Annotated in this window: 19 protein-coding genes; 10 read left to right on the top strand and 9 right to left on the bottom strand. The window is 64.5% G+C overall.

Features of this window, described 5'->3' with window-relative positions; genetic code table 11:
• Positions 1–113 precede the first annotated feature (113 nt).
• From ACG873_RS29220 to ACG873_RS29210, 3 genes are all read right to left on the bottom strand, one after another.
• Entirely contained in the window at positions 114–1,112 is a 999-nt protein-coding gene (locus ACG873_RS29220; RefSeq protein WP_394889325.1) for an ABC transporter ATP-binding protein, read from the bottom strand.
• A 195-nt stretch (positions 1,113–1,307) separates the two neighbouring features.
• Positions 1,308–2,465, bottom strand: a complete 1,158-nt coding sequence (locus ACG873_RS29215; RefSeq protein WP_394889324.1) for an ABC transporter substrate-binding protein — start codon at positions 2,463–2,465, stop codon at positions 1,308–1,310.
• A gap of 125 nt (positions 2,466–2,590) precedes the next feature.
• Positions 2,591–3,502 (bottom strand): LysR substrate-binding domain-containing protein, encoded by a 912-nt coding sequence (locus ACG873_RS29210; protein WP_394893760.1) that lies wholly within the window; start codon positions 3,500–3,502, stop codon positions 2,591–2,593.
• A 92-nt stretch (positions 3,503–3,594) separates the two neighbouring features.
• Here ACG873_RS29210 and ACG873_RS29205 point away from each other — a divergent pair, with 92 nt between their 5' ends.
• The 6 genes from ACG873_RS29205 to ACG873_RS29180 all read left to right on the top strand — a co-directional run bounded on the left by ACG873_RS29205 (position 3,595) and on the right by ACG873_RS29180 (position 10,066).
• Positions 3,595–3,978 carry a nuclear transport factor 2 family protein gene (locus tag ACG873_RS29205; RefSeq protein WP_394889323.1) on the top strand — a complete coding sequence of 128 codons (384 nt, stop codon included), beginning with the start codon at positions 3,595–3,597 and terminating at the stop codon, positions 3,976–3,978.
• A gap of 91 nt (positions 3,979–4,069) precedes the next feature.
• Positions 4,070–4,519 carry an RrF2 family transcriptional regulator gene (locus ACG873_RS29200; protein WP_008840632.1) on the top strand — a complete coding sequence of 150 codons (450 nt, stop codon included), beginning with the start codon at positions 4,070–4,072 and terminating at the stop codon, positions 4,517–4,519.
• Positions 4,509–5,405: an NAD(P)/FAD-dependent oxidoreductase gene (locus tag ACG873_RS29195; protein ID WP_394889322.1), complete on the top strand. Its 897-nt coding sequence runs from the start codon at positions 4,509–4,511 to the stop codon at positions 5,403–5,405. Before ACG873_RS29200 ends, ACG873_RS29195 begins: the two co-directional genes overlap by 11 nt.
• Positions 5,406–5,454: 49 nt before the next feature.
• Entirely contained in the window at positions 5,455–6,399 is a 945-nt protein-coding gene (locus tag ACG873_RS29190; protein ID WP_394889321.1) for a phosphotransferase, read from the top strand.
• Positions 6,400–6,401: 2 nt separating this feature from the next.
• Complete coding sequence (locus tag ACG873_RS29185; protein WP_394889320.1) at positions 6,402–8,855, top strand: GcvT family protein; 2,454 nt, start codon at positions 6,402–6,404, stop codon at positions 8,853–8,855.
• Between the two features lie 251 nt (positions 8,856–9,106).
• Positions 9,107–10,066 carry an SH3 domain-containing protein gene (locus ACG873_RS29180; protein ID WP_394889319.1) on the top strand — a complete coding sequence of 320 codons (960 nt, stop codon included), beginning with the start codon at positions 9,107–9,109 and terminating at the stop codon, positions 10,064–10,066.
• Between the two features lie 103 nt (positions 10,067–10,169).
• On the opposite strand, the gene ACG873_RS29175 is transcribed toward ACG873_RS29180, so the two are convergent.
• Positions 10,170–11,453 carry an amidohydrolase family protein gene (locus ACG873_RS29175; protein WP_394889318.1) on the bottom strand — a complete coding sequence of 428 codons (1,284 nt, stop codon included), beginning with the start codon at positions 11,451–11,453 and terminating at the stop codon, positions 10,170–10,172.
• A gap of 274 nt (positions 11,454–11,727) precedes the next feature.
• Here ACG873_RS29175 and ACG873_RS29170 point away from each other — a divergent pair, with 274 nt between their 5' ends.
• The gene (locus ACG873_RS29170; RefSeq protein ID WP_394889317.1) at positions 11,728–12,303 is read left to right on the top strand and encodes a Fic/DOC family protein; all 576 of its coding nucleotides are present in this window, start codon (positions 11,728–11,730) and stop codon (positions 12,301–12,303) included.
• A gap of 31 nt (positions 12,304–12,334) precedes the next feature.
• Here the strand turns inward: ACG873_RS29170 and ACG873_RS29165 are convergent, their stop codons facing one another.
• The 4 genes from ACG873_RS29165 to ACG873_RS29150 form a co-directional block, all read right to left on the bottom strand.
• A complete protein-coding gene (locus ACG873_RS29165) occupies positions 12,335–13,279 on the bottom strand; it encodes an ABC transporter permease (RefSeq protein WP_394889316.1) in 945 nt (314 codons plus the stop codon).
• Positions 13,279–14,328, bottom strand: coding sequence for an ABC transporter permease (locus ACG873_RS29160; RefSeq protein WP_394889315.1), 1,050 nt, complete (start codon positions 14,326–14,328; stop codon positions 13,279–13,281). The genes ACG873_RS29165 and ACG873_RS29160 overlap by 1 nt, the downstream gene beginning before the upstream one ends.
• A gap of 94 nt (positions 14,329–14,422) precedes the next feature.
• Positions 14,423–15,979 carry an ABC transporter ATP-binding protein gene (locus ACG873_RS29155; protein WP_394889314.1) on the bottom strand — a complete coding sequence of 519 codons (1,557 nt, stop codon included), beginning with the start codon at positions 15,977–15,979 and terminating at the stop codon, positions 14,423–14,425.
• 184 nt (positions 15,980–16,163) lie between these two features.
• Positions 16,164–17,192: a BMP family protein gene (locus tag ACG873_RS29150; protein ID WP_394889312.1), complete on the bottom strand. Its 1,029-nt coding sequence runs from the start codon at positions 17,190–17,192 to the stop codon at positions 16,164–16,166.
• A 267-nt stretch (positions 17,193–17,459) separates the two neighbouring features.
• Between ACG873_RS29150 and ACG873_RS29145 the strand changes: the two genes are divergently transcribed.
• Entirely contained in the window at positions 17,460–17,612 is a 153-nt protein-coding gene (locus ACG873_RS29145) for a hypothetical protein (protein ID WP_394889311.1), read from the top strand.
• Between the two features lie 63 nt (positions 17,613–17,675).
• Positions 17,676–17,879: a hypothetical protein gene (locus tag ACG873_RS29140; protein ID WP_394889310.1), complete on the top strand. Its 204-nt coding sequence runs from the start codon at positions 17,676–17,678 to the stop codon at positions 17,877–17,879.
• 18 nt (positions 17,880–17,897) lie between these two features.
• On the opposite strand, the gene ACG873_RS29135 is transcribed toward ACG873_RS29140, so the two are convergent.
• Positions 17,898–18,155: a DUF982 domain-containing protein gene (locus tag ACG873_RS29135; protein ID WP_394889309.1), complete on the bottom strand. Its 258-nt coding sequence runs from the start codon at positions 18,153–18,155 to the stop codon at positions 17,898–17,900.
• Positions 18,156–18,562: 407 nt separating this feature from the next.
• Between ACG873_RS29135 and ACG873_RS29130 the strand changes: the two genes are divergently transcribed.
• Positions 18,563–19,777 carry a glycosyltransferase family protein gene (locus ACG873_RS29130; protein ID WP_394889308.1) on the top strand — a complete coding sequence of 405 codons (1,215 nt, stop codon included), beginning with the start codon at positions 18,563–18,565 and terminating at the stop codon, positions 19,775–19,777.
• The last annotated feature ends 3 nt before the right edge of the window (positions 19,778–19,780 follow it).

The raw sequence follows: 19,780 nt of genomic DNA, 5'->3' as shown, positions 1-19,780 counted from the left end.
TACAGAACAGGTGGCAACTCTTCCTCGCCGACGGCCATTTTCAGAATGCGACCGCCCTGCCCTTTGAGGGGTGCTTTCCGCCCCGCTGTGCAGGATATGCATGGCCTCGGCGCTCATTGCGGGCCTTCCATCAGGTGCAGGTCGGATGGCAGCCAGTGCAGCGAGACGGCTGCGCCGTCCTCGGGCAGCGGCTGGCCGGCGGGCGTGACGATTTGGAGGCGCAGTCCGTCGGCCTCGACGGTGACGCGGTTGGTGGCGCCGAGAAAGCTGCGCGACAGGACGGAGCCGGCGACCCCCTGCCCGGCTTCGCCGTTGTCGATGCGGATCTTTTCCGGGCGCAGGCTCGCCCAGCGCGGCTGGCCGCCATGCAGCTTGACGAAATCGGGCGGCAGCACGTTGGACGAGCCGACGAAATCGGCGACGAAGCGGGAGTGCGGCCGCTCGTAGATTTCCTGCGGCGTGCCGATCTGCCTGATGCCGCCCTCGTGGAAGACGGCGACGCGGTCGGCCATTGACAGCGCCTCGCCCTGGTCATGAGTGACGAAGACGAAGGTAATGCCGAGCGCCTTCTGCAGGGATTTCAGCTCTTCCTGCATGTTTTCGCGCAGCTTCAGATCGAGCGCTCCGAGCGGTTCGTCCAGCAGCAGCACCTTGGGCTTGTTGACCAGCGCACGGGCGAGCGCGACGCGCTGGCGCTGGCCGCCGGAGAGCTGGCCCGGACGGCGGCCGCCATAGCCGGGGAGTTGTACCAGCCGCAGCGCATCCTCGGCGGCGGATGCACGCTCGGCCTTGCCGACTCCGCGGACCATCAGCCCATAGGCGACATTGTCCAGCACGTTCAGATGCGGAAACAGCGCGTAGTCCTGGAACACGGTGTTGACGTTGCGGCGATAGGGCGGGACGCCTTCGGCCCGCTCGCCGAAAATCTCGATGCTGCCCGAGGTCGGCTGCTCGAAGCCGGCGATGAGGCGAAGGCAGGTGGTCTTGCCCGAACCGGACGGGCCGAGCATGGCGAAGAATTCGCCCGGCCTGATGTCGAGATCGACCGCATCGACGGCCTTCACGGAGCCGAAGTGGCGGGAAACTTGTCGGAAGGAGACGGCGGTGGTCATTGGCGGTCTCGGAATTTCAAGTTCGCTACCTTGAACTATTAGCGCTGCCCCTCACCTGCCTGCCGGCATCCTCTCCCCGTAAGAACGGGGAGAGGAGAGATGGCCGCAACGCTGGCGACCCCCCTCTCCCCGTTGTTCACGGGGAGAGGGTAAGGGTGAGGGGCGGCGCGATGCTATGTGGACAGGCTACCCTGTTCACCGCCCCCCGATGACGCCGATGTAGTCCGACACCCAGCGGTAGTAGGGCACGCACTGGTCGTTCTGGGTGGCGCATTTGGACGTGGGCGTCGTCCAGAACTTGACCTGCTCGAAATTGTCGAAGCCGTTGGTCGTGCAGGTTTCCTTGGTCATCATGCCACGACCGTCGGCGCAGGCGGCCGGAACCGACGGGTTGGCGCCGAACCACACGCCGAGATCGCTCTGCAGGTTGGACGACAGCGAATGCTCCATCCACATGTAGGAGCAGTTGGGATTGGCGGCGTCGACATGCATCATGGTCGTGTCGGCCCAGCCGGTGACCCCTTCTTCCGGGAAGACGGAAGCGACCGGCTGCTTGTCGCCCTTGAGCAGATTGACCTGGAACGGCCACGAGCCGGAGGCGACGACGCCCTCGTTCTTGAAGTCGTCGATCTGAATGAAGGCGTCGTGCCAGTAGCGGCCGACCAGCGTGCGCTGGGTGCGAAGCAAGTCGAGTGCGGCCTTGTACTGATCCTCGTTCAACTCGTAAGGGCTCTTGATGCCGAGCTCGGGCTTGTGCGTCATCAGATAGAGCGCCGCATCGGCGACGTGGATCGGCCCGTCATAGGCCTGGACGCGGCCCTTGTTGGACTTGCCGTCGCCCAGCGTCATTTCCTCGAAGACGACCTTCCAGCTCTTGGGCGCTTCCTTGAAGACGTTGGTGTTGTACATCAGAACGTTGGGGCCCCACATGTAGGGCACGCCGTAATGGACGCCGTCGACGGTGTGCCAGGGCGCGTCCTTCAGGCGATCGTCGATGGTTCCCCAGCTCTTGATCAGTTCGATATTGATCGGCTGCACGCGCTTGCCGGCGATCAGCCGCAGCGAGGCGTCGCCAGAGGCGGTGACGAGGTCGAAGCCGCCCTCATTCATCAGCGCGACCATTTCGTCGGAGGTGTTGGCGGTCTTGACGTTGACCTTGCAGCCGGTCGCCTCCTCGAATTTCGTCACCCAGTCGAATTTCTTGTCGGTTTCGCCGCGCTCGATATAGCCGGCCCAGGCGACGATGTTGACCTGGCCCTCCCCGGCGCCGATCTCCTTGACCTGGGCCAGTGCCTGGCCGGAAAAGCTCAATGCGACAGTCAGCGCGGTGCAGGATTTCAGGAACGATCTCATGACTATTCTCCCATTGGCGGGGCCGCTCTCTGGAGGCGGCGTTATCCCGGCAATGCAAGGTGACCGGAATATCGCGCATTCGCAAATTCATTTGTCAGAACGTCGATATCGGTTTTTCCGATATATCACGGCCGCTGTCGGACCGAGCGCTGCCCCTGCGCCATGCCGATGAAGTCGCGGGCCGATTGCGTCAGGCTGGAGCCGCGCCGCCAGACCATGCCAACCTGCACCACGGGAAGCGCGCCGGAGATATCGCGGGATTCGATGCGGTCGCCTTCCAGCGACCACGGCCGGTAGACGAGGTCCGGCAACAGCGCCACGCCGGCGCCGGTGGCGACAAGGCTGCGCACCGCCTCGACCGAACGGGTGCGGAAGGCGACATGCGGGCGCGCGCCCAGCGCCACCAGGAGCTTGCCGGTGTTTTCCTCGATCTCGTCGACGGTCAGCATGATCAGCGGCTCGGCGGCGATGTCGTTGATGCCGATGATGTCGGCGCCGGCCAAGTGATGGCCGAGCGGCAGCCATAGCCGGTAGGGCGAGACTTCGAGGATTTCGGCCTGCAGCGCCATGCGGTCGCGGAGGTTGGAGATGACCATGACGGCGACATCGAGTTCGCCGCCGACCAGCAGATGCTCGAGATAATCGCCATTGTCCTCGATGGCGGTGACCTCGACGCCGGGAAAGGCGCGGCGGTAGCGGGCGAGCAGATCGGAAAGCACATAACCTGCGACGAGCGAGGTGACGCCGAGATGCAGCCGGCCACTCGTTCGCTCCTGCTCGTGCGAGAAGGTGCGGCGCGCATCCGACACGTCGGCCAGGATCTTTGTCGCGTGGCGCAGGAACTGGTGGCCCTTATGGGTGATGTTGAGCCCGCGCGGATGGCGCTCGAAGAGTTCGACGCCGAGATCGCTTTCGAGCTCCTTGATGGCTTCGGTGACCGAGGATTGCGAGATCGACAGGTTCTGCGCGGCGCGCGAAACCGTGCCCTGCTCTGCCACGGCGACGAAGAACTGCAACTGCCTGATGGTGAACGCCATGGCTTGAAAGAGCACGCCGCTGGCCCAATGAAAAGCGCCTCATGCTATTTCAGATTGAGTCATAGTCGCTTCCCCTCGCATCGGAGACCGCCATGCCGACGAACGAAATCGAGACGCTGATCGACACGCTGATCGACACCTACTGCGCGGCCTGGAGCGATCCGGACCCAAAACGCAGGCGGGAGATCCTGGAAAGCGTCTGGACCGCCGGCGCTACCTACACCGACCCCACTGTTCACGCGGCCGGCATCGACGCCCTGCTCGCCCATATCGGCACGGTCGCCGCTCGACGGCCCGGCGCCAAGGTCATCAGGACCAGCCGCGTCGATGCGCATCATGGCGTGGCGCGCTTCGCCTGGCGCCTCGTGCAGGCGGACGGCTCGATGCTGCCGGAGGGCCTGGATGTTGCCGAGATCACGCCAGACCATAGAATCAGCAGGATCGTGGGCTTCTTCGGGCAACTGGCGAAAGAGTAGCGTTCGCCTCGTACAGGTCGGTTGCTGGCACGGCGCTGATTGCGGCGTCGGCCAGCCTTGACGCGCGAAGATTTGTAACTAACTTAGTTACATGAAACGAAACAGCCGATTTTCCTCCGCCCTGCACATGCTCGTCCACATGGCGGAAGCGGGCGGGCGGGCGCTGACCTCCGAAGAACTCTCGTCCTTCATCCACACCAATCCGGTCGTCGTCAGGCGCAGCATCGCGGGCCTGCGCGAAGCAGGCATCGTCGCCTCCTCGCGCGGGCATGGCGGCGGATGGCAGCTCGGCCGCGCGCCGGACCAGATTTCGCTGGCCGAGATCAGCTCAGCCCTCGGCGAGACGCTGCTGCCGTTCAGCACCGAGCCGGAAAGCCCCGGCTGCCTGGTCGAGCAGGCAGTGATCGCGGCGCTGGAGGATTTTCGCACGGAAGCCGAGCGGCTGCTCGCCGAGAAGCTCGGCCGCATCACGCTTGCAGACCTGGCGGCCGATTTTCGCCGCCGCTACGACGAAATTGGAGTGACCAGCCATGCAGTATGATTTGATCGTGGTGGGCGGCAGCTTCGCCGGCCTCTCTGCCGCAACGCAGGTAGCAAGGGCGCGGCGGCGGGTGCTGGTGATCGACGCTGGCCAGCCGCGCAACCGCTTCGCCGCCCATTCGCACGGTTTCCTGGGACAGGACGGCCGCACGCCGGCGGACATTCTCGGCGACGCGAGAAGGCAGTTGCTCGCCTATCCGACGGCGACAATCGTCGATGCATATGCGGCGAATGCCGAGGCGGCGGGCGAAGGATTCGCCGTCGCGCTGGAAGACGGCAAGACGTTCGAAGGAGCGCGGCTGCTGCTCGCGACCGGCGTGCGCGACAATCTGCCGGACATTCCCGGCCTGCAGGAACAGTGGGGCAAGACCGTGCTGCACTGCCCCTACTGCCATGGCTACGAGGCAGCGGGCGGGCCGCTCGGCGTGCTGGCCGTCGGTGCTATCTCGATGCATCAGGCGCTGCTTATCCCCGATTGGGGCGACGTCACGCTTTTCACCAATGCCGCCTTCGAACCGGATGCGGAGCAGATGCGTGCGCTCGAGGCGCGCGGCGTGAAACTGGAGCCGGTGCGCATCGCTGCCTGCGAGGCAGATGGTGCGGACGGACTGGCGGTGCGCCTCGAGGACGGGCGCGCGGTCCTGGTCAAGGCGCTTTTCACCGCGCCGCGCACCAGCATGGCGAGCCCGCTTGCCGAACAACTGGGCTGCGCCTTTGCCGAGGGCGGGCTCGGCCCGATCATCAAGGTCGACGAGTTGCAGCAGACGAGCGTTCCGGGCGTCTATGCGGCCGGCGACGCAGCGCGCTCCATGACCAATATCGCGTTTGCGGTGGCGGACGGCGCGTTTGCCGGCGTATCGGCGCACCGGTCGCTAATTTTCGGGTAAGGCTCTCGCCCACGACCCAGCAAAGCGTTGACAAGCCGCGACCGGCCGCATGACATTGCCGCCGGAACCGAGCCGCACAGTCGCGCCGGCCTGGGAAGCCGAGGGAAGCGTGAGGAGCAACGAACACCGCATCCGCACCCTGCCTTGCTGGGCCGGCGGCGTCTCGATCGAGCCGCTGCACGGCGGCATCAGCAATGAGAGCTATCTGGTAACCGATAGCGCGGGCCGGCATGTCGTGCGCTTCGGCAGGGATTTTCCGTTCCACCACGTTTCGCGCGAACGCGAGATCATGACTGCGCGCGCCGCCCATGCGGCCGGCTTCGCGCCCGAGGTGCAATATGCCGAGCCCGGCATCATGGTCACCGCCTTCATCGGCGCAAGGACATACTGTGCGCAGGACGTGCGGGCGAACCGCGAGCGCATCGCACTGCTGCTCAGGCGTTTCCACACCGAGATGCCGCAGCATGTCTCGGGCGCGGGCTTCATGTTCTGGGTGTTCCACGTCATCCGCGACTATGCCCGCACACTGGAGGCCGGCGGCAGCCGCATGGCGGCGGAGCTTCCCGGCTATCTTTCGCTCGCCGAGGAACTGGAGCAGGCGCAGACGGCGCTGCCGGTGATCTTCGGCCACAATGATTTGCTGCCCGCCAACATACTCGACGACGGCTCGCGGCTCTGGCTGATCGACTTCGAATATGCCGGCTTCTCCACCGCCATGTTCGACCTCGCCGGAGCGGCATCGAATGCCGGCATGACGGAACAGGAATCGGAAGACTTTCTATCCGCCTATTTCGGCGGCCAGCCGTCGGCCGATTTGCTTCGCTCCCACGCCGCCATGCAGTGCGCCTCGCTGCTGCGCGAGGCGATGTGGAGCATGGTCTCGGAACTGCATCTGGCCGCAACCGGCGTCGACTATGTCGCCTATACGGCTGAAAACCTGTCGCGTCTCGCAGATGCGCTCGAACGCTACCGCCTCGCATACGGAAAATCCTGATCATGACCCTGCCAAGCCACGCTCGGATCGTCGTCATCGGCGGCGGCATCATCGGCTGCTCGACGGCCTACCACCTGGCGCGCGACCACAAAGCCGACGTGGTGCTTCTGGAGCAGGGCAAGCTGACCTCGGGCTCGACCTGGCACGCGGCGGGCCTGGTCGGGCAGTTGCGTTCGTCCGCCTCGATCACGCGGGTGCTGAAATATTCGGTCGAGCTCTACAAGGGGCTGGAGGCCGAGACGGGGCTAGCCACCGGCTGGAAGATGACGGGATGCCTCAGGCTCGCCACCAACCAGGACCGCTGGACCGAATACAAGCGGCTGGCGACGACGGCGAAGAGCTTCGGCATGGACATGCAGCTTCTGTCGCCGGCCGAAGTGAAGGCGATGTGGCCGCTGATGGAGGTCGGCGATCTGGTCGGCGCGAGCTGGCTCCCGACCGACGGCCAGGCGAGCCCGTCCGACATCACGCAGTCGCTGGCCAAAGGCGCGCGCATGCATGGCGCGAAGCTGTTCGAGGATGTCCGCGTCACCGGCTTCGATATGAAGGACGGCCGCATCCTGAAGGTGAAGACGGACCAGGGCGACATCGCCTGCGACAAGGTGGTGAACTGCGCCGGGCAATGGGCGCGGCAGGTGGGCGCGATGGCCGGCATCAACGTGCCGCTGCAGCCGGTCAAGCACCAGTACATCATCACCGAGAAGATCGCCGGGCTGGCGGCCGACGCGCCGACCATCCGCGATCCCGACCGGCGGACTTATTTCAAGGAAGAGGTCGGCGGGCTGGTGATGGGCGGCTACGAGCCAAACCCGCAGGCATGGTCGACCGGGCTTCCGGGCGGGGATGTTCCCGGCGACTGGCAGTTCCGCCTGTTCGACGACGACTGGGACCATTTCGAACAGCATATGGCTCAGGCGATCGCCCGCATCCCGGCGCTGGAGACAGCCGGCGTCAAGCAGATGATCAACGGTCCGGAGAGCTTTACGCCTGACGGCAATTTCATTCTCGGCGTCGCGCCGGAATGTGAGAACATGTTCGTCGGGGCCGGCTTCAACGCTTTCGGCATCGCGTCGGGCGGCGGCGCCGGCTGGGTGCTGGCGCAGTGGGCGATGGATGGCGAGGCCCCGCTCGATCTCTGGGTGGTCGACATCCGCCGCTTCTCCGGTCTGCATCGCGATCGCCAGTGGGTCTGCGATCGCACGCTGGAAGCCTACGGCAAACACTATTCGATCGGCTTTCCGCATGAGGAACATGAGAGCGGCCGGCCGCGCATCGTCTCGCCGCTCTACGAGCGGCTGAAGGCGCACCGCGCGGTGTTCGGGTCGAAGCTCGGATGGGAGCGGCCGAACTGGTTCGCGCCGGAGGGGATGGAGGCGCGCGACATCTATTCGATGGGCCGCCAGAACTGGTTCGAGCCCGTCGGCGACGAGCACCGGCATGTGCGCGAGGCAGTCGGCATCTTCGACCAATCCTCTTTCGCCAAGTTTTTGGTCACGGGAAGGGATGCCTTGGCTGCGCTTGACTGGATCTGTGCCAACGACGTTTCGAAGCCAGTTGGCCGGCTGACCTATACCCAGCTTCTCAATACGCGCGGGGGCATCGAAGCGGATCTGACCGTGGCGCGGCTTGCCGGCGACAAATTCTACATCGTCACCGGCACCGGTTTCCGCACCCACGATCTTGCCTGGATCAGGGACCATATTCCTGACGGGCTCGGTGCGGCGCTTGTCGATGTGACTGAAGAATTCGGCACGCTGTCGCTGATGGGGCCGCGCGCGAGAGATGTACTCGAGCAGGTCACGGATGCGGACGTCTCCAACGCCGTCTTCCCGTTCGGCCATGTCCGCGAGATCGCTATCGCCGGTTATACCGTGCGGGCGCTACGCGTGACCTATGTCGGCGAACTCGGCTGGGAACTGCATGTGCCGATCAGCGCCACGGGCGAAGTGTTCGACGCGCTGATGGCGGCGGGCAAGCCGCACGGCATCCGTCCGGTCGGCTACCGGGCGCTGGAATCGCTGAGGCTGGAAAAGGGCTACCGCGCCTGGGGCTCCGACATCACGCCCAACGACACGCCCTTCGAGGCCGGGCTGGGCTGGGCGGTGAAACTGCGCAAGGATACGGATTTCGTCGGCCGAAAGGCGCTCGAGGCGTTGCAGGGTGCGACGCCGAAAAAGCGCTTCGCATGTTTCACCGTCGACGATCCCGAGATCGTGCTTCTCGGGCGCGAGACGATCCTGCGGAACGGCGAAGCGGTCGGCTATCTGACCAGCGGCGGCTATGGCTACACGGTCGGCAAGAACATCGGCTACGGCTATGTCCGCCATGCCGACGGCGTCGGCGACGAATACCTTGCGACGGGCGGATACGAGCTGGTCGTGGCTATGGAACGGACGAAAGCGACGCTGCATATCGAGCCGCTTTACGACCCGGCGGGGGCGAAGGTGAAGGCCTAGAATCTGGCGCCAAGCAAAGCGTGCATCGCCGCCAGCACAGGCGTGTAGATCCGACGCGGATCGAAAAACCCTTTATGAACCGTAAATTACGGGCATAGCAACGCCACAATTGCGAGCGATGCTATCGTCCGGCGTGCTTGCGGCGATGCTCGCCGATCTATTTTTTTGAATTTTTTGCGTTGAGGGAAAGGGACTCAACCAGACACTTCAAGGTGCATTCGCACTGGCCTGGTTCAGCGTGGAGTAGAAGAGTGACAAAGCCTGTCAGCCTCGCCGCGACAGATGGAAAACGCGGCTCGACTTCCTCATATCGAGGCCGCCGCCCGGCGATGGCCTTCGCCGGCGCGGTTGCTCTGCTTGCCGCAGGAGGCGCAGCAACGACCTTCCTGATAGGCGGAGAGCAAACCCGGGCGGCGGCAACCGATGCGCCGCAGATGAGACTGGCGGCTGCAATGCAGCAATTGCCGGTCAGGACGGTAAAGACGATATCGATCAAGCTTGCTCCGACGCCGAACACCACGAAAACCGCCCCAAAACCCACAGCACCCCAGCGGCCCGCCAGCGCACCAGTCGAGGTCTCCGACGCGGAGGCGCTGCTGCCCGAAGATCCACGCTGGGCGCGCCAGAGCCCGGGGCCCCGGACAGGCGCGAACGCGCTGGTCGACCTCGAAACGCCTGCCGGCGCAATTGTGGCGCGCGCGCTTGCCGCGCAGGAACAACCGTCCGATCCGATGGCGACGGCCGCTATCTTCCGCAACGAGGAACGGGCGCTCGAACCAGCGCCTCCGGCCTCGCCCGAACTCGCGGTTCCCGCACCGGAAATGCCGGCCGTGAAGAAAGGGCCAGCACCCCAGCGAACCGTCCGCGTGAACGATGGCGTCAATTTGCGGTCGAGGCCGGCGAGCGGATCGAAGGTGCTCAGGGTCATTCCAGCCAGTGCGTCCGTCGGTCTGGTCGACTGCAAGGCCTGGTGCGAGGTGGTCTACGACGGCACGCGCGGCTTCATCTACAGGAGCTTCGTCGGTGGAAAGCGCGCCCCGGCCGAGCGCACCGCAAGGGCCCCCACCGAACAGGCGCTCCCGGGCGTGAGCACCGGGAAGCCCCTCGAAAAGGCTGCGCCTGCTGCAGCAGCCGCGACCGCCACGACCGCGGCCGCGCCGAAAGTGCAGCCGAAGCCCGGCCCCCGGCCCGACAAGCACGCAAACCGCTAGAGCAAGCCGCCCGATTTCGGAATCGGGCATCTCGCTCTGGCTTTTTGTTTTCGCATCGTTTTTGCCGAAAACCGGCATCCACTTTTCGGCACTATGCTTTAAGTCAGCCTGCCGTATGGTGCCGGCGGTCGACCGTCGCCGGCCGTCCGGCGATCGACAATCGCGTTGCCCGCTTCTCGCGCTCGGCGACGACCTTGCCCCTGGCGATCACGCATAGCCGGTCGGCGCGCAGGCGCAGCGCCTCCACGCGGCTACCGGCGTCGAGAACGACGAGACTGGCGGCCTTGCCGACCGCGAGGCCAAGATGATCGAGACCCATGATCTCGGCGTTCACCTTGGTCACCATGTCGAAGCAATGCGCCATGTCGACCGGGCTGGTCATCTGCGCGACGTGAAGACCCATGAAGGCGACGTCGAGCATGTCGGCCGTGCCGAGCGGATACCACGGGTCGAGCACGCAATCCTGGCCGAAGCCGACTCGGATGCCGGCCTTCAGCATTTCCGGCACACGGGTCATGCCGCGGCGCTTGGGATAGGTGTCGTGGCGGCCCTGGATGACGATGTTGATGAGCGGATTGGGGATCGCCGAAACGCCCGCTTCGGCGATCAGCGGCAACAGCTTCGAGACGTAATAATTGTCCATCGAGTGCATCGAGGTCAGGTGCGAGCCGGCGACGCGGCACGAGAGGCCGAGGCGCTGCGTCTCATAGGCGAGTTGCTCGATGTGGCGCGACAGCGGATCGTCGGTCTCATCGCAATGCATGTCGACCATCAGGCCACGCTCGGCGGCGATCTCGCAGAGTTCGGTGACGGAGCGCGTGCCGTCGGCCATGGTGCGCTCGAAATGCGGAATGCCGCCGACGATGTCGACGCCCATATTGAGGGCGCGGATGGTGTTTTCCCGCGCGGTGAGCGAGCGGTAGAACCCGTCCTGCGGGAAGGCGACGAGCTGCAGGTCGATATAGGGCGCGACGGTCTTCTTCACCTCGAGCAGCGCCTCGACAGCGAGCAGGCGGTCGTCGCAGGTGTCGACATGGGTACGGATGGCGAGCAGGCCCATGGAAACCGCCCAGTCGCAATAGGCGAGCGCGCGGTCGCGGACAGCCTCGTGGGTGAGCAACGGCTTCAGCTCGCCCCATAGCGCGATGCCTTCGAGAAGCGTGCCGGAGGCATTGATGCGCGGGATGCCGTAGGACAGCGTAGCATCCATGTGGAAATGCGGATCGACGAAGGGCTGCGAGACGAGATTGCCGGTAGCGTCGATGACGCGGCCCGCCTCGGCGTCGATACGCGGCTCGATCGCCGCGATCTTGTCCCCACATATGCCGATGTCGGCGGTGCTTCCGTCGGGCAGCGTACCGCCACGGACGATTATGTCGAAACTCATCTTTCGCCTTTCGTAGTTCGCCAGACAACGATTTTGCCCCGGCCGCTGAATGTGTTAGCTTGAAAGCATGAAAAGCTCCACGTCTCGCACAACAGGTTCAGCCAAATCCGGGCGCTTCGTACTGACCCGCTCCAAGGGCGAAAAGATCAGCGCCGTCGAAGGCATGAAGCTTACTGAACGCATGGCGCGCATCCTCGACCGGAGCGCGAGGGCAGGTTTGAGCGGGGACGAGCGCCGTTCACTCATAAAGGAACAGGTGCGAGGGAAGTAGCGGTTGGCTTACACCGCCGAAGCCGACCCGCTGTGCTATCCAGGCACCGCCGTTCTAAGAAACCTTCTCGACATAGACGATCCAGATCTTCTTGATGAAGCGGAACTCGCGCTGTTCCTGACGCGCGCCGACGAGCCGTTCCCTACAGGCGCATTCGACGTGCGGCACTACCTCAGCCTTCACCGACATCTTTTTCAGGACGTGTATGCCTGGGCCGGAGAAATCAGGGCAATCCGGATAGGGAAAGACGGCAACTGGTTCTGCTATCCCGAGTACATCGCGTCCGAATTGGAACGCATCTTCACCGAGCTTGGCAGCGCCGACGCCCTCCGGCACATGACCGCCGCAGAATTCGCCGGACACGTAGGCCACTTCCTAGCAGAGCTGAATGCGGTGCATCCGTTTCGCGAGGGCAATGGTCGTACTCAACTGACGTTTCTTGCCATGCTGGCGGAGCATGCCGGCTTCACCTTCGATGAAGAAATGCTCGACCAAGATCGGGTCATGCACGCGATGATCGAGAGCTTCTCGGGTGACGAAACTCTTCTCATCTCGCTCGTCCAGGACATAATAGCCTAAGCACGCTGCAGCCCCGACTAACTGTCAAAACTCATCTTTCGCCTTTCTGGTAGGGGGTCATCAGCGCCTTGGGATAGGTCGCGCGGCGCGCCACCAGCACCAAAGCGAGGATGGACAAGACATAGGGCATCATCAGGAAGACCTGATAGGGCACGACGCCGCCGGAAAGCTGCTGCAGGCGCACCTGATAGGCGTCGAAAGCGGCGAACAATATAGCGCCGAGCAGCGCCTTGCCCGGACGCCACGAGCCGAACACGACTAGCGCGATGCAGATCCAGCCGCGGCCGTTGATCATCTGGAAGAAGAAGGAATTGAAGGCCGACATGGTCAGGAACGCGCCGCCGACCGCCATCAGCGCGCTGCCGGCCATCACCGCGCTCATGCGGATTCCGGTGACGCTGATGCCCTGCGCTTCCACGGCGGCCGGGTTCTCGCCGGCGGCGCGGATGGCGAGCCCAAGCGGCGTGCGGTAGAGCACCCAGGCGACGATGGCGACGGTGGCGAAGGCGAGGTAGGTCAGCGGCGTCTGGTTGAACAGCGCCGGGCCGATGACCGGGATGGACGACAGGCCGGGAATGGCCAGCGGCTCGAAGGGCGCGATCTTGGGCGGCGAGGTGACCTCGGGCAGCGCCAGCCGGTAGGTGAAGTAGGTGAGGCTGGAGGCAAGCAGGGTGACGCCGATGCCGACCACATGCTGCGACAGACCAAGCGGCACCGTGAGCGTCGCATGAAGCAGGCCGAACATCGCGCCGGCGAGGGCTGCGACCATGACGCCGGTCCAGAGATCGCCGCCTGCATAGACGGTGAACCAGCCGGCGAAGGCGCCGGCGGTCATGATGCCTTCGATGCCGAGATTGAGCACGCCTGCGCGCTCGCAGATCAATTCGCCCGTGGTGGCGAAGATCAGCGGCGAGGCGATGCGGATCGCAGCGACCCAGAAGGATGCGGTGAAGAGGATTTCGAGGGCCTGTTCCATCACCTCCACCTCACCCGGAACCGCGACATGAGGATCGCCGTGACCATCGTCAACAGGGCGGTGGCGACCATCACGTCGGCGATGTAGCTCGGAACACCGGCAGTGCGGCTCATGGCGTCGGCGCCGACGAAAATGCCGGCGACGAAGATCGCCGAGGCGACGACGCCGAGCGGGTTGAGCATTGCGAGCATCGCCACCACGATGCCGGAATAGCCGTAGCCCGGCGACAGGTCGAGGGTGAGGTTGCCCTTCAGCCCCGACACTTCCGAGAAGCCGGCAAGCGCCGCGAGCCCGCCGGAAAGCAGCGCGGTCTTCATCAGCACGCGGTTGACCGGGATGCCGGCAAAACTCGCGGCTTCCGCATTGTGGCCGACGGCGCGCATCTCGTAGCCGAGCACGGTCTTCTTCATGATTACCCAGACGATCGCTGCTGCGGCGATGGCGATGACAAAGCCGTAATGCAGGCGCTTGCCCAGGATGATGCGGGGGAGCTGCGCCTCGGCGATGACTCTTTGCGATTGCGGCCAGCCGAGGCCCATTGGGTCCTTCAGCGGACCTTCGAGCAGCATCGAGACGAAGAGCAGCACGATGAAGTTGAGGAGCAGCGTGGTGACCACCTCGTCGACGCCGAAACGCGTCTTCAGCACTGCCGGGCCGAGCAGCAGGAGCGCGCCGGCAGCCATTGCGGCCAGCATGATCATAGGGATGAGCAGGAAAGAGGGCAGAGGCAGCGCGCCCGTTCCGAGCACGATGGTGACCACGCCGCCGATATAGAGCTGCGCCTCGGCGCCGATGTTCCAGAGTTTTGCGCGGAACGCGACGGCGACGGCAAGGCCGGTGAAGATCAGCGGGGTGGCGCGAGTCAGCGTTTCGAGGGCCGCGAATTGGGTGCCGGCGGCGCCGCGCGCGACGAGGTAGAAGACGGAAAACGGCGACGCGCCGGCGGCGAGCACCAGAAGGGATGTGATGACCAGCGTCGCAGCTATTGCGGCGATGGGGAAGAGCAGCGTGACGCCGAGCGGCGGCGTTGGTTTGGGTTCAAGCCGCATGGCGGGACCTCGCAACAGCTTCTCGTCTCCCCGCTTGCGGGGAGAAGATGCCGGCAGGCAAATGAGGGGCAGCGCGGCGAATCAAGGATGCCCCTCATCCGCCCTTCGGGCACCTTCTCCCCCGCAAGCGGGGAGAAGGAAGAGTTTGGATATGCCCAGCCATCAGTTCGCCAAGCTCACGCACGGTGCGTTCGCCGCGCGCCGACGGTGTCGAGAGCCGGCCCTTCGACATCACCAGGATGCGGTCCGACAGAGCCAAGATTTCCTCCAAATCTTCCGAAATTAGCAGGATTGCTGCGCCGCGCGCCCTCGCCTCGAGCAGCTTCTTGTGGACATAGGAAACCGCGCCGACATCGAGGCCGCGCGTCGGCTGGTTGGCGAGGATGACTGACGGCTCTGGATCGAGCGCGCGGCCGAGGATGAGCTTCTGCATGTTGCCGCCGGAGAGCAGCCTGATGCGCGCCTCGGGCGACGGGCACTTCACGTCGTAGTCGGCGATGATCTCCTCGGCGAAGCCGCGGGCGACGCGCCAGTCGAGAAAGCCGAGCCGGCTGAAGCGGGCGCTGCGGTAGCGTTCGGAAATCACATTCTCGGTGACGCTCATGTCGCCGATCGTGCCGACCGCATGGCGGTCTTCCGGGATGCGCGCGATGCCTGCGGCGAGCGCCCGCCGAGGCGACCATTCCTTCACCGTCGCACCGCCGATGGCGATCTTGCCTTCGAGCGGCTGCATGGTTCCGGCGATCAGCGCGGCAAGTGCGGCCTGGCCGTTGCCGGACACGCCGGCAAGGCCGGTGATCTCGCCGCCGCGAAGGGTCAGCGATATTCCGTCGAGGGCAGCACCGCCGCCGCCGGCGCGCGTCGAGACGTTGGTCAGTTCCAGTAATGATTCGCCGACCGCCGCCGGGGCGACGGTGGCCGGCGCGATCTCCTGTCCGATCATCAGCGCGGCCAGTTCGGGGCGGCTGGTCTCGGCGGTGCGCCTTTCGCCGACCAGCCGGCCGGCGCGCAGCACCAGCACGCGGTCGCTGGCGGCCATCACCTCGTGCAGCTTGTGGGAGATGAAGATGATCGACAGGCCTTGTGCGACCAGGAGTTTCAGCGTGCGGAAAAGCGCGTCGGTTTCGGCCGGGGTCAGCACAGCGGTCGGCTCGTCGAGGATCAGGATGCGCGCGTCGCGGTAGAGCGCCTTCAGGATCTCGACGCGCTGCCGCTCGCCGACGGAGAGCGCAGCGACGACAGCGCCGGGATCGATGGCGAGGCCGAAATCGCCCGACAGCTTGCGGATGCGCCGGGCCGCCGCGCCCCGGTCGAGCCGCGCCCGCCACATGGCTTGGGTGCCGAGCGCGATGTTTTCCAGCACCGTCATGTTCTCGGCGAGGGTAAAATGCTGGTGCACCATGCCGATGCCGGCGTCGAGTGCTGCGCGCGGATCGCCCGGCGGCAGTGGATTGCCGAATGCCTCGACCGAGCCCTCGTCGGCGACATAATGGCCGAAGAGGATGTTCATCAGGGTGGTCTTGCCGGCGCCGTTCTCGCCGAGGAGCGCGACGACCTCGCCGCGCGCGAGTTCGAACGAGATCGCGTCATTGGCGACGAGCGGACCGAACCGCTTGGTGATGCCGGTGAGGCGCAGGACGGTTGCATTCATGTCAAAGGGCGCCGACGTTCATGATCTTCCCTCTCCCCTTGTGGGAGAAGGTGGCCGAGCGAAGCGAGGTCGGATGAGGGGTGCTGGACAGATCGCAACGTCTGCATTTCGTCCAACACCCCTCATCCGTCTTGGCGCTTCGCGCCAATCCACCTTCTCCCACAAGGGGAGAAGGAAGACCGCCCTAGCTCGATTTCGGCTCGGCGTCGTTGATCTCTACGGTGAAGCTGCCGTCCTTGATCGCCTTTTCTTTCTCCGCGACCTTGGCCACGACATCGGCCGGCACCTTGCCTTCGAACGTGCCGAGCGGGGCCAGCGAGCAGCCGCCGTTCTTCATGAAGGAATAGACGCCGTAATCCTCGGCCTTGAAGGTCCCGGCCTTCACCTCGGCGATCGCCTTGTCGAGCGTCGGCTCGAAGTGCCAGAGCGCCGACGCCACCACCGTTTCGGGATAGTCGGCCTGCGTGTCGATGACGTTGCCGACTGCGAGGATGCCTCGCTCCTTGGCGGCGTCCGAAACGCCGAAGCGCTCGGCGTAAAGCAGGTCGGCGCCGCCGTCGATCTGGGCGAAGGCGGTTTCCTTGGCCTTGGGCGGATCGAACCACGAGCCGATGAAGGCGACCTGGAACTTGGTGTCGGGTGCGGTCTCCTTCACGCCGGCCATGAAGGCGTGCATCAGCCGGTTCACCTCGGGAATGGGATAGCCACCGACCATGCCGATGTTCTTCGACTTGGTCATGGCGCCGGCGATAATGCCGGAGAGGTAGGACGCGTCCTGGATATAGTTGTCGAAGACAGAGAAGTTCGGCACGGCTTCGTCCGGCTTGAAGCTGGACCCCATCAGGAAGGCGACGTCGGGATAATCCTTGGCCACCGTGCGGGCGGCGTCCTCGACGCCGAACACTTCGCCGACGATCAGCTTGTGGCCGGCCTCGGCATATTCGCGCATCACGCGCTCATAATCGTTGTTGGAGGTGTTTTCGGAATAGACATATTCAATGTCGCCGCGATCCTTGGCGGCGTTGGCCGCCTTGTGGATGCGGCTGACCCATTGCTGCTCGACCGGCACGGTGTAGACGGCCGCGACTTTCAGCGCCTCCTGGGCGAATAGCCGCGTCGGCAGACCGGCCATCGCGGCAAGGGCCACGCCCGCGCCGGCCGACTTCAACATCGCGCGACGCGATACGGCCGAAAAGACTTCGTTTCTAGGCATTTTTGACCACCTCTGGTTGGATTGACTTCCGTCCCGTTTTTTATCGTTTGGTAAACGGTATGCGAATTTCCGGGGCCTCGCAATCGGCGCACCGCAGCATTCCACCGGGGATGGCGGCAAAGCCGGTCAGGTTGCGAAAGCGGGCGTGACACTGTAGGCAGAACACAGGACGATCGCGCCGCGGACAAGGATCACGGCCGACAGAACGACCAGGCGTCCGGCTCGCAAAATTGGCGCAGCGGGATCGCACAGCGGAAGGATCGACAGATGGTAAAAAAGCCTAATTATAACCAGGAGCGCCGAGACCGCGACCGGATCAAGGCGGCGAAGAAGGCCGAAAAACAGAGCGCCAAGGTCGAGAAGACGGAACGCGCCAAGGCCGGCGAAATCAACGAGGTCAAGGCTCCGGAAGCGAAATAGCGGCGCATTTCGCCCGGCGCAAAGTTGCGGCTCCGACCCGAAACAAACGGCAAGGACGACGACATGAAGCCAATCGCGGCGGAACAGAAGATCGCCAGGACGGATGCGGCAGCCCGTCAGATCATGAACGCGGAGCTTGCCGCGCGCGAGAAAAAGACGGCGCGGCTCAGGGAGCTTCGGCTCGAAAAGGAGAGGTCAGAGCGCCTGGAGCAGGCCAAGAAACCGGCCGCGCCCAAGCGCAGATCCCACAAAGGCCCCCGAGGCTGATCGGCCGACAGCAGCCGGCTACGCCGCCTTTTCGCTGACCAGAACGTCGGCTTCGCGCGCCGCCGCGATGAAGGCGCGCCTGGCGGTCATCACCGGCTTGTCGCCGGCAATTGCGTCATGGCAGGCCTGCAGCGCCGCGCGATGCTTCGGGCTCTTCTTTCCCGGCCATTTGTTGAGCAGGTAGTCGGAGGCCTCGCGGGCCGTCCTCAGCATAAGATTGTCGCCGGCCTCGCCGGATTTCACCGTGAGCGGCACTTCGAAGCGATCTTGTTTCATTGCCGCTCTTACGCCATCGCCGCCGACAAAGCGAGCGACCAAGGCGATTTGGTTTGCGGAGGCAACGTCAAAAAAGTTTGAACCGGCGGGACGAAAAAAATCGCGCCATCTATGTGATTGCAATTCAACGGCAATCGAGCACGCGCGCAGCCTGCCCGACGTCTCATGCGTGGGGCCGGACACGTCTCCGGGTTGAATCGCAGCGCAGCCGCATCTACGTGACCGGCTCTCGCGTGACTGCGTTTTCATTGGCTGTTTCCCATGCCAGGCGATATTTCCCGGGCAGGCGGGCCGCCGGCAATGAGACCAGCTTCGGATGATGGACCAGACCGGCACATGCGGTATAGTGGGCTGAACCGGGCTTTTGACGAGACGGGCCGCAGGGCCAAATTGAGGACGATTTGGTAATGATGCGGCGCTTCGAAGACGCTCGGATCCTGATGTACAGCCACGACACGTTCGGGCTTGGACATTTGCGGCGATGCCGGACAATCGCTCACTCGCTGGTCGAGGACTATCGCGGCCTCCAGGTGCTCATCATCTCGGGCGCGACCATCGCGGGCGCCTTCGACTACCGGGCGCGCGTCGACTTCGTGAAGATTCCCAGCGTCATCAAGCTGCGCAACGGCGAATACACCTCGCTTGCCCAGCACATGGATCTGCATGAGACGCTGAAAATGCGCCAGTCGATCATCCGCCACACTGCCGAGACCTTCCAGCCCGATATCTTCATCGTAGACAAGGAGCCGATGGGCCTGCGCGGCGAGGTAGAGGAGACGCTATCCTATTTGAAGATGCGCGGAACCACGCTGGTGCTCGGCCTGCGCGAGGTGATGGACGCGCCGCATCTACTCGACGCGGAGTGGAAGAAGAGCGACACGATGCGCAAGATCGACCGCTTCTACGACATGATCTGGGTCTACGGCCCGCCGGATTTCTATGATCCGCTAACCGGGCTGGAGGTGCCGTCCGGCGTGCGCGCCAAGATGAATTTCGTCGGCTTCCTGCAAAGAAGCCTGTCGCATGACGAATTGCCCGACCATCGCCCTGAGGGCGACTACATCCTCGTCACCACCGGCGGCGGCGGCGATGGGGCCGACCTCATCCACGACGTTATCGACGCGTACCGGCAAGACCCCGAACTCCAGCACAAGGCGCTGATCGTGCTCGGCCCTTACATGCCCGCCCGCAAACGACGCAAGCTGATCAAGAAGGGGGCGCAGATCCCGCACATCAGGATCATCGAATTCGATAATCGCATGGAAGAGCTCATAGCCGGCGCCAAGGCGGTGGTGGCGATGGGCGGCTACAATACCTATTGCGAGATCCTGTCCTTCGACAAGCCGGCGCTGATCGTGCCTAGGGTCAGGCCGCGCGAGGAACAATTGATCCGCGCCCGCCGCGCCGCCGAACTGGGACTTATCGAAATGCTGCTGCCGGAAGAGGCTGAAGACGCCAAGCTCTTCGCGCAAGCGCTGAAAGCCCTGCCCGGCCGCCCCGCTCCGTCGCAGAGCAGCCCCGACCTGAGGCTGGGCGGTCTCCCCAACATCTCCGAAATCGTCGGCGAATGGCTCGACGAACGCTCCCGTCCTCATTTCTCGGTCGTCGAAGGCGCGAGCTGACTT

This window comes from Allomesorhizobium aridi, assembly GCF_043769475.1.
Classification (GTDB): domain Bacteria; phylum Pseudomonadota; class Alphaproteobacteria; order Rhizobiales; family Rhizobiaceae; genus Allomesorhizobium.
The sequence above is the reverse complement of the archived record's forward strand: the minus strand, read 5'-3'. Positions and strand labels throughout refer to the sequence as shown.

Coding starts and splice junctions, on each gene's coding strand:
- ACG873_RS29220 (WP_394889325.1), bottom strand. CDS start 1,112: ATGACCACCGCCGTCTCCTTCCGACAAGTTTCCCGCCACTTCGGCTCC.
- ACG873_RS29215 (WP_394889324.1), bottom strand. CDS start 2,465: ATGAGATCGTTCCTGAAATCCTGCACCGCGCTGACTGTCGCATTGAGC.
- ACG873_RS29210 (WP_394893760.1), bottom strand. CDS start 3,502: ATGGCGTTCACCATCAGGCAGTTGCAGTTCTTCGTCGCCGTGGCAGAG.
- ACG873_RS29205 (WP_394889323.1), top strand. CDS start 3,595: ATGCCGACGAACGAAATCGAGACGCTGATCGACACGCTGATCGACACC.
- ACG873_RS29200 (WP_008840632.1), top strand. CDS start 4,070: ATGAAACGAAACAGCCGATTTTCCTCCGCCCTGCACATGCTCGTCCAC.
- ACG873_RS29195 (WP_394889322.1), top strand. CDS start 4,509: ATGCAGTATGATTTGATCGTGGTGGGCGGCAGCTTCGCCGGCCTCTCT.
- ACG873_RS29190 (WP_394889321.1), top strand. CDS start 5,455: ATGACATTGCCGCCGGAACCGAGCCGCACAGTCGCGCCGGCCTGGGAA.
- ACG873_RS29185 (WP_394889320.1), top strand. CDS start 6,402: ATGACCCTGCCAAGCCACGCTCGGATCGTCGTCATCGGCGGCGGCATC.
- ACG873_RS29175 (WP_394889318.1), bottom strand. CDS start 11,453: ATGAGTTTCGACATAATCGTCCGTGGCGGTACGCTGCCCGACGGAAGC.
- ACG873_RS29165 (WP_394889316.1), bottom strand. CDS start 13,279: ATGGAACAGGCCCTCGAAATCCTCTTCACCGCATCCTTCTGGGTCGCT.
- ACG873_RS29160 (WP_394889315.1), bottom strand. CDS start 14,328: ATGCGGCTTGAACCCAAACCAACGCCGCCGCTCGGCGTCACGCTGCTC.
- ACG873_RS29155 (WP_394889314.1), bottom strand. CDS start 15,979: ATGAATGCAACCGTCCTGCGCCTCACCGGCATCACCAAGCGGTTCGGT.
- ACG873_RS29150 (WP_394889312.1), bottom strand. CDS start 17,192: ATGCCTAGAAACGAAGTCTTTTCGGCCGTATCGCGTCGCGCGATGTTG.
- ACG873_RS29145 (WP_394889311.1), top strand. CDS start 17,460: ATGGTAAAAAAGCCTAATTATAACCAGGAGCGCCGAGACCGCGACCGG.
- ACG873_RS29140 (WP_394889310.1), top strand. CDS start 17,676: ATGAAGCCAATCGCGGCGGAACAGAAGATCGCCAGGACGGATGCGGCA.
- ACG873_RS29135 (WP_394889309.1), bottom strand. CDS start 18,155: ATGAAACAAGATCGCTTCGAAGTGCCGCTCACGGTGAAATCCGGCGAG.
- ACG873_RS29130 (WP_394889308.1), top strand. CDS start 18,563: ATGATGCGGCGCTTCGAAGACGCTCGGATCCTGATGTACAGCCACGAC.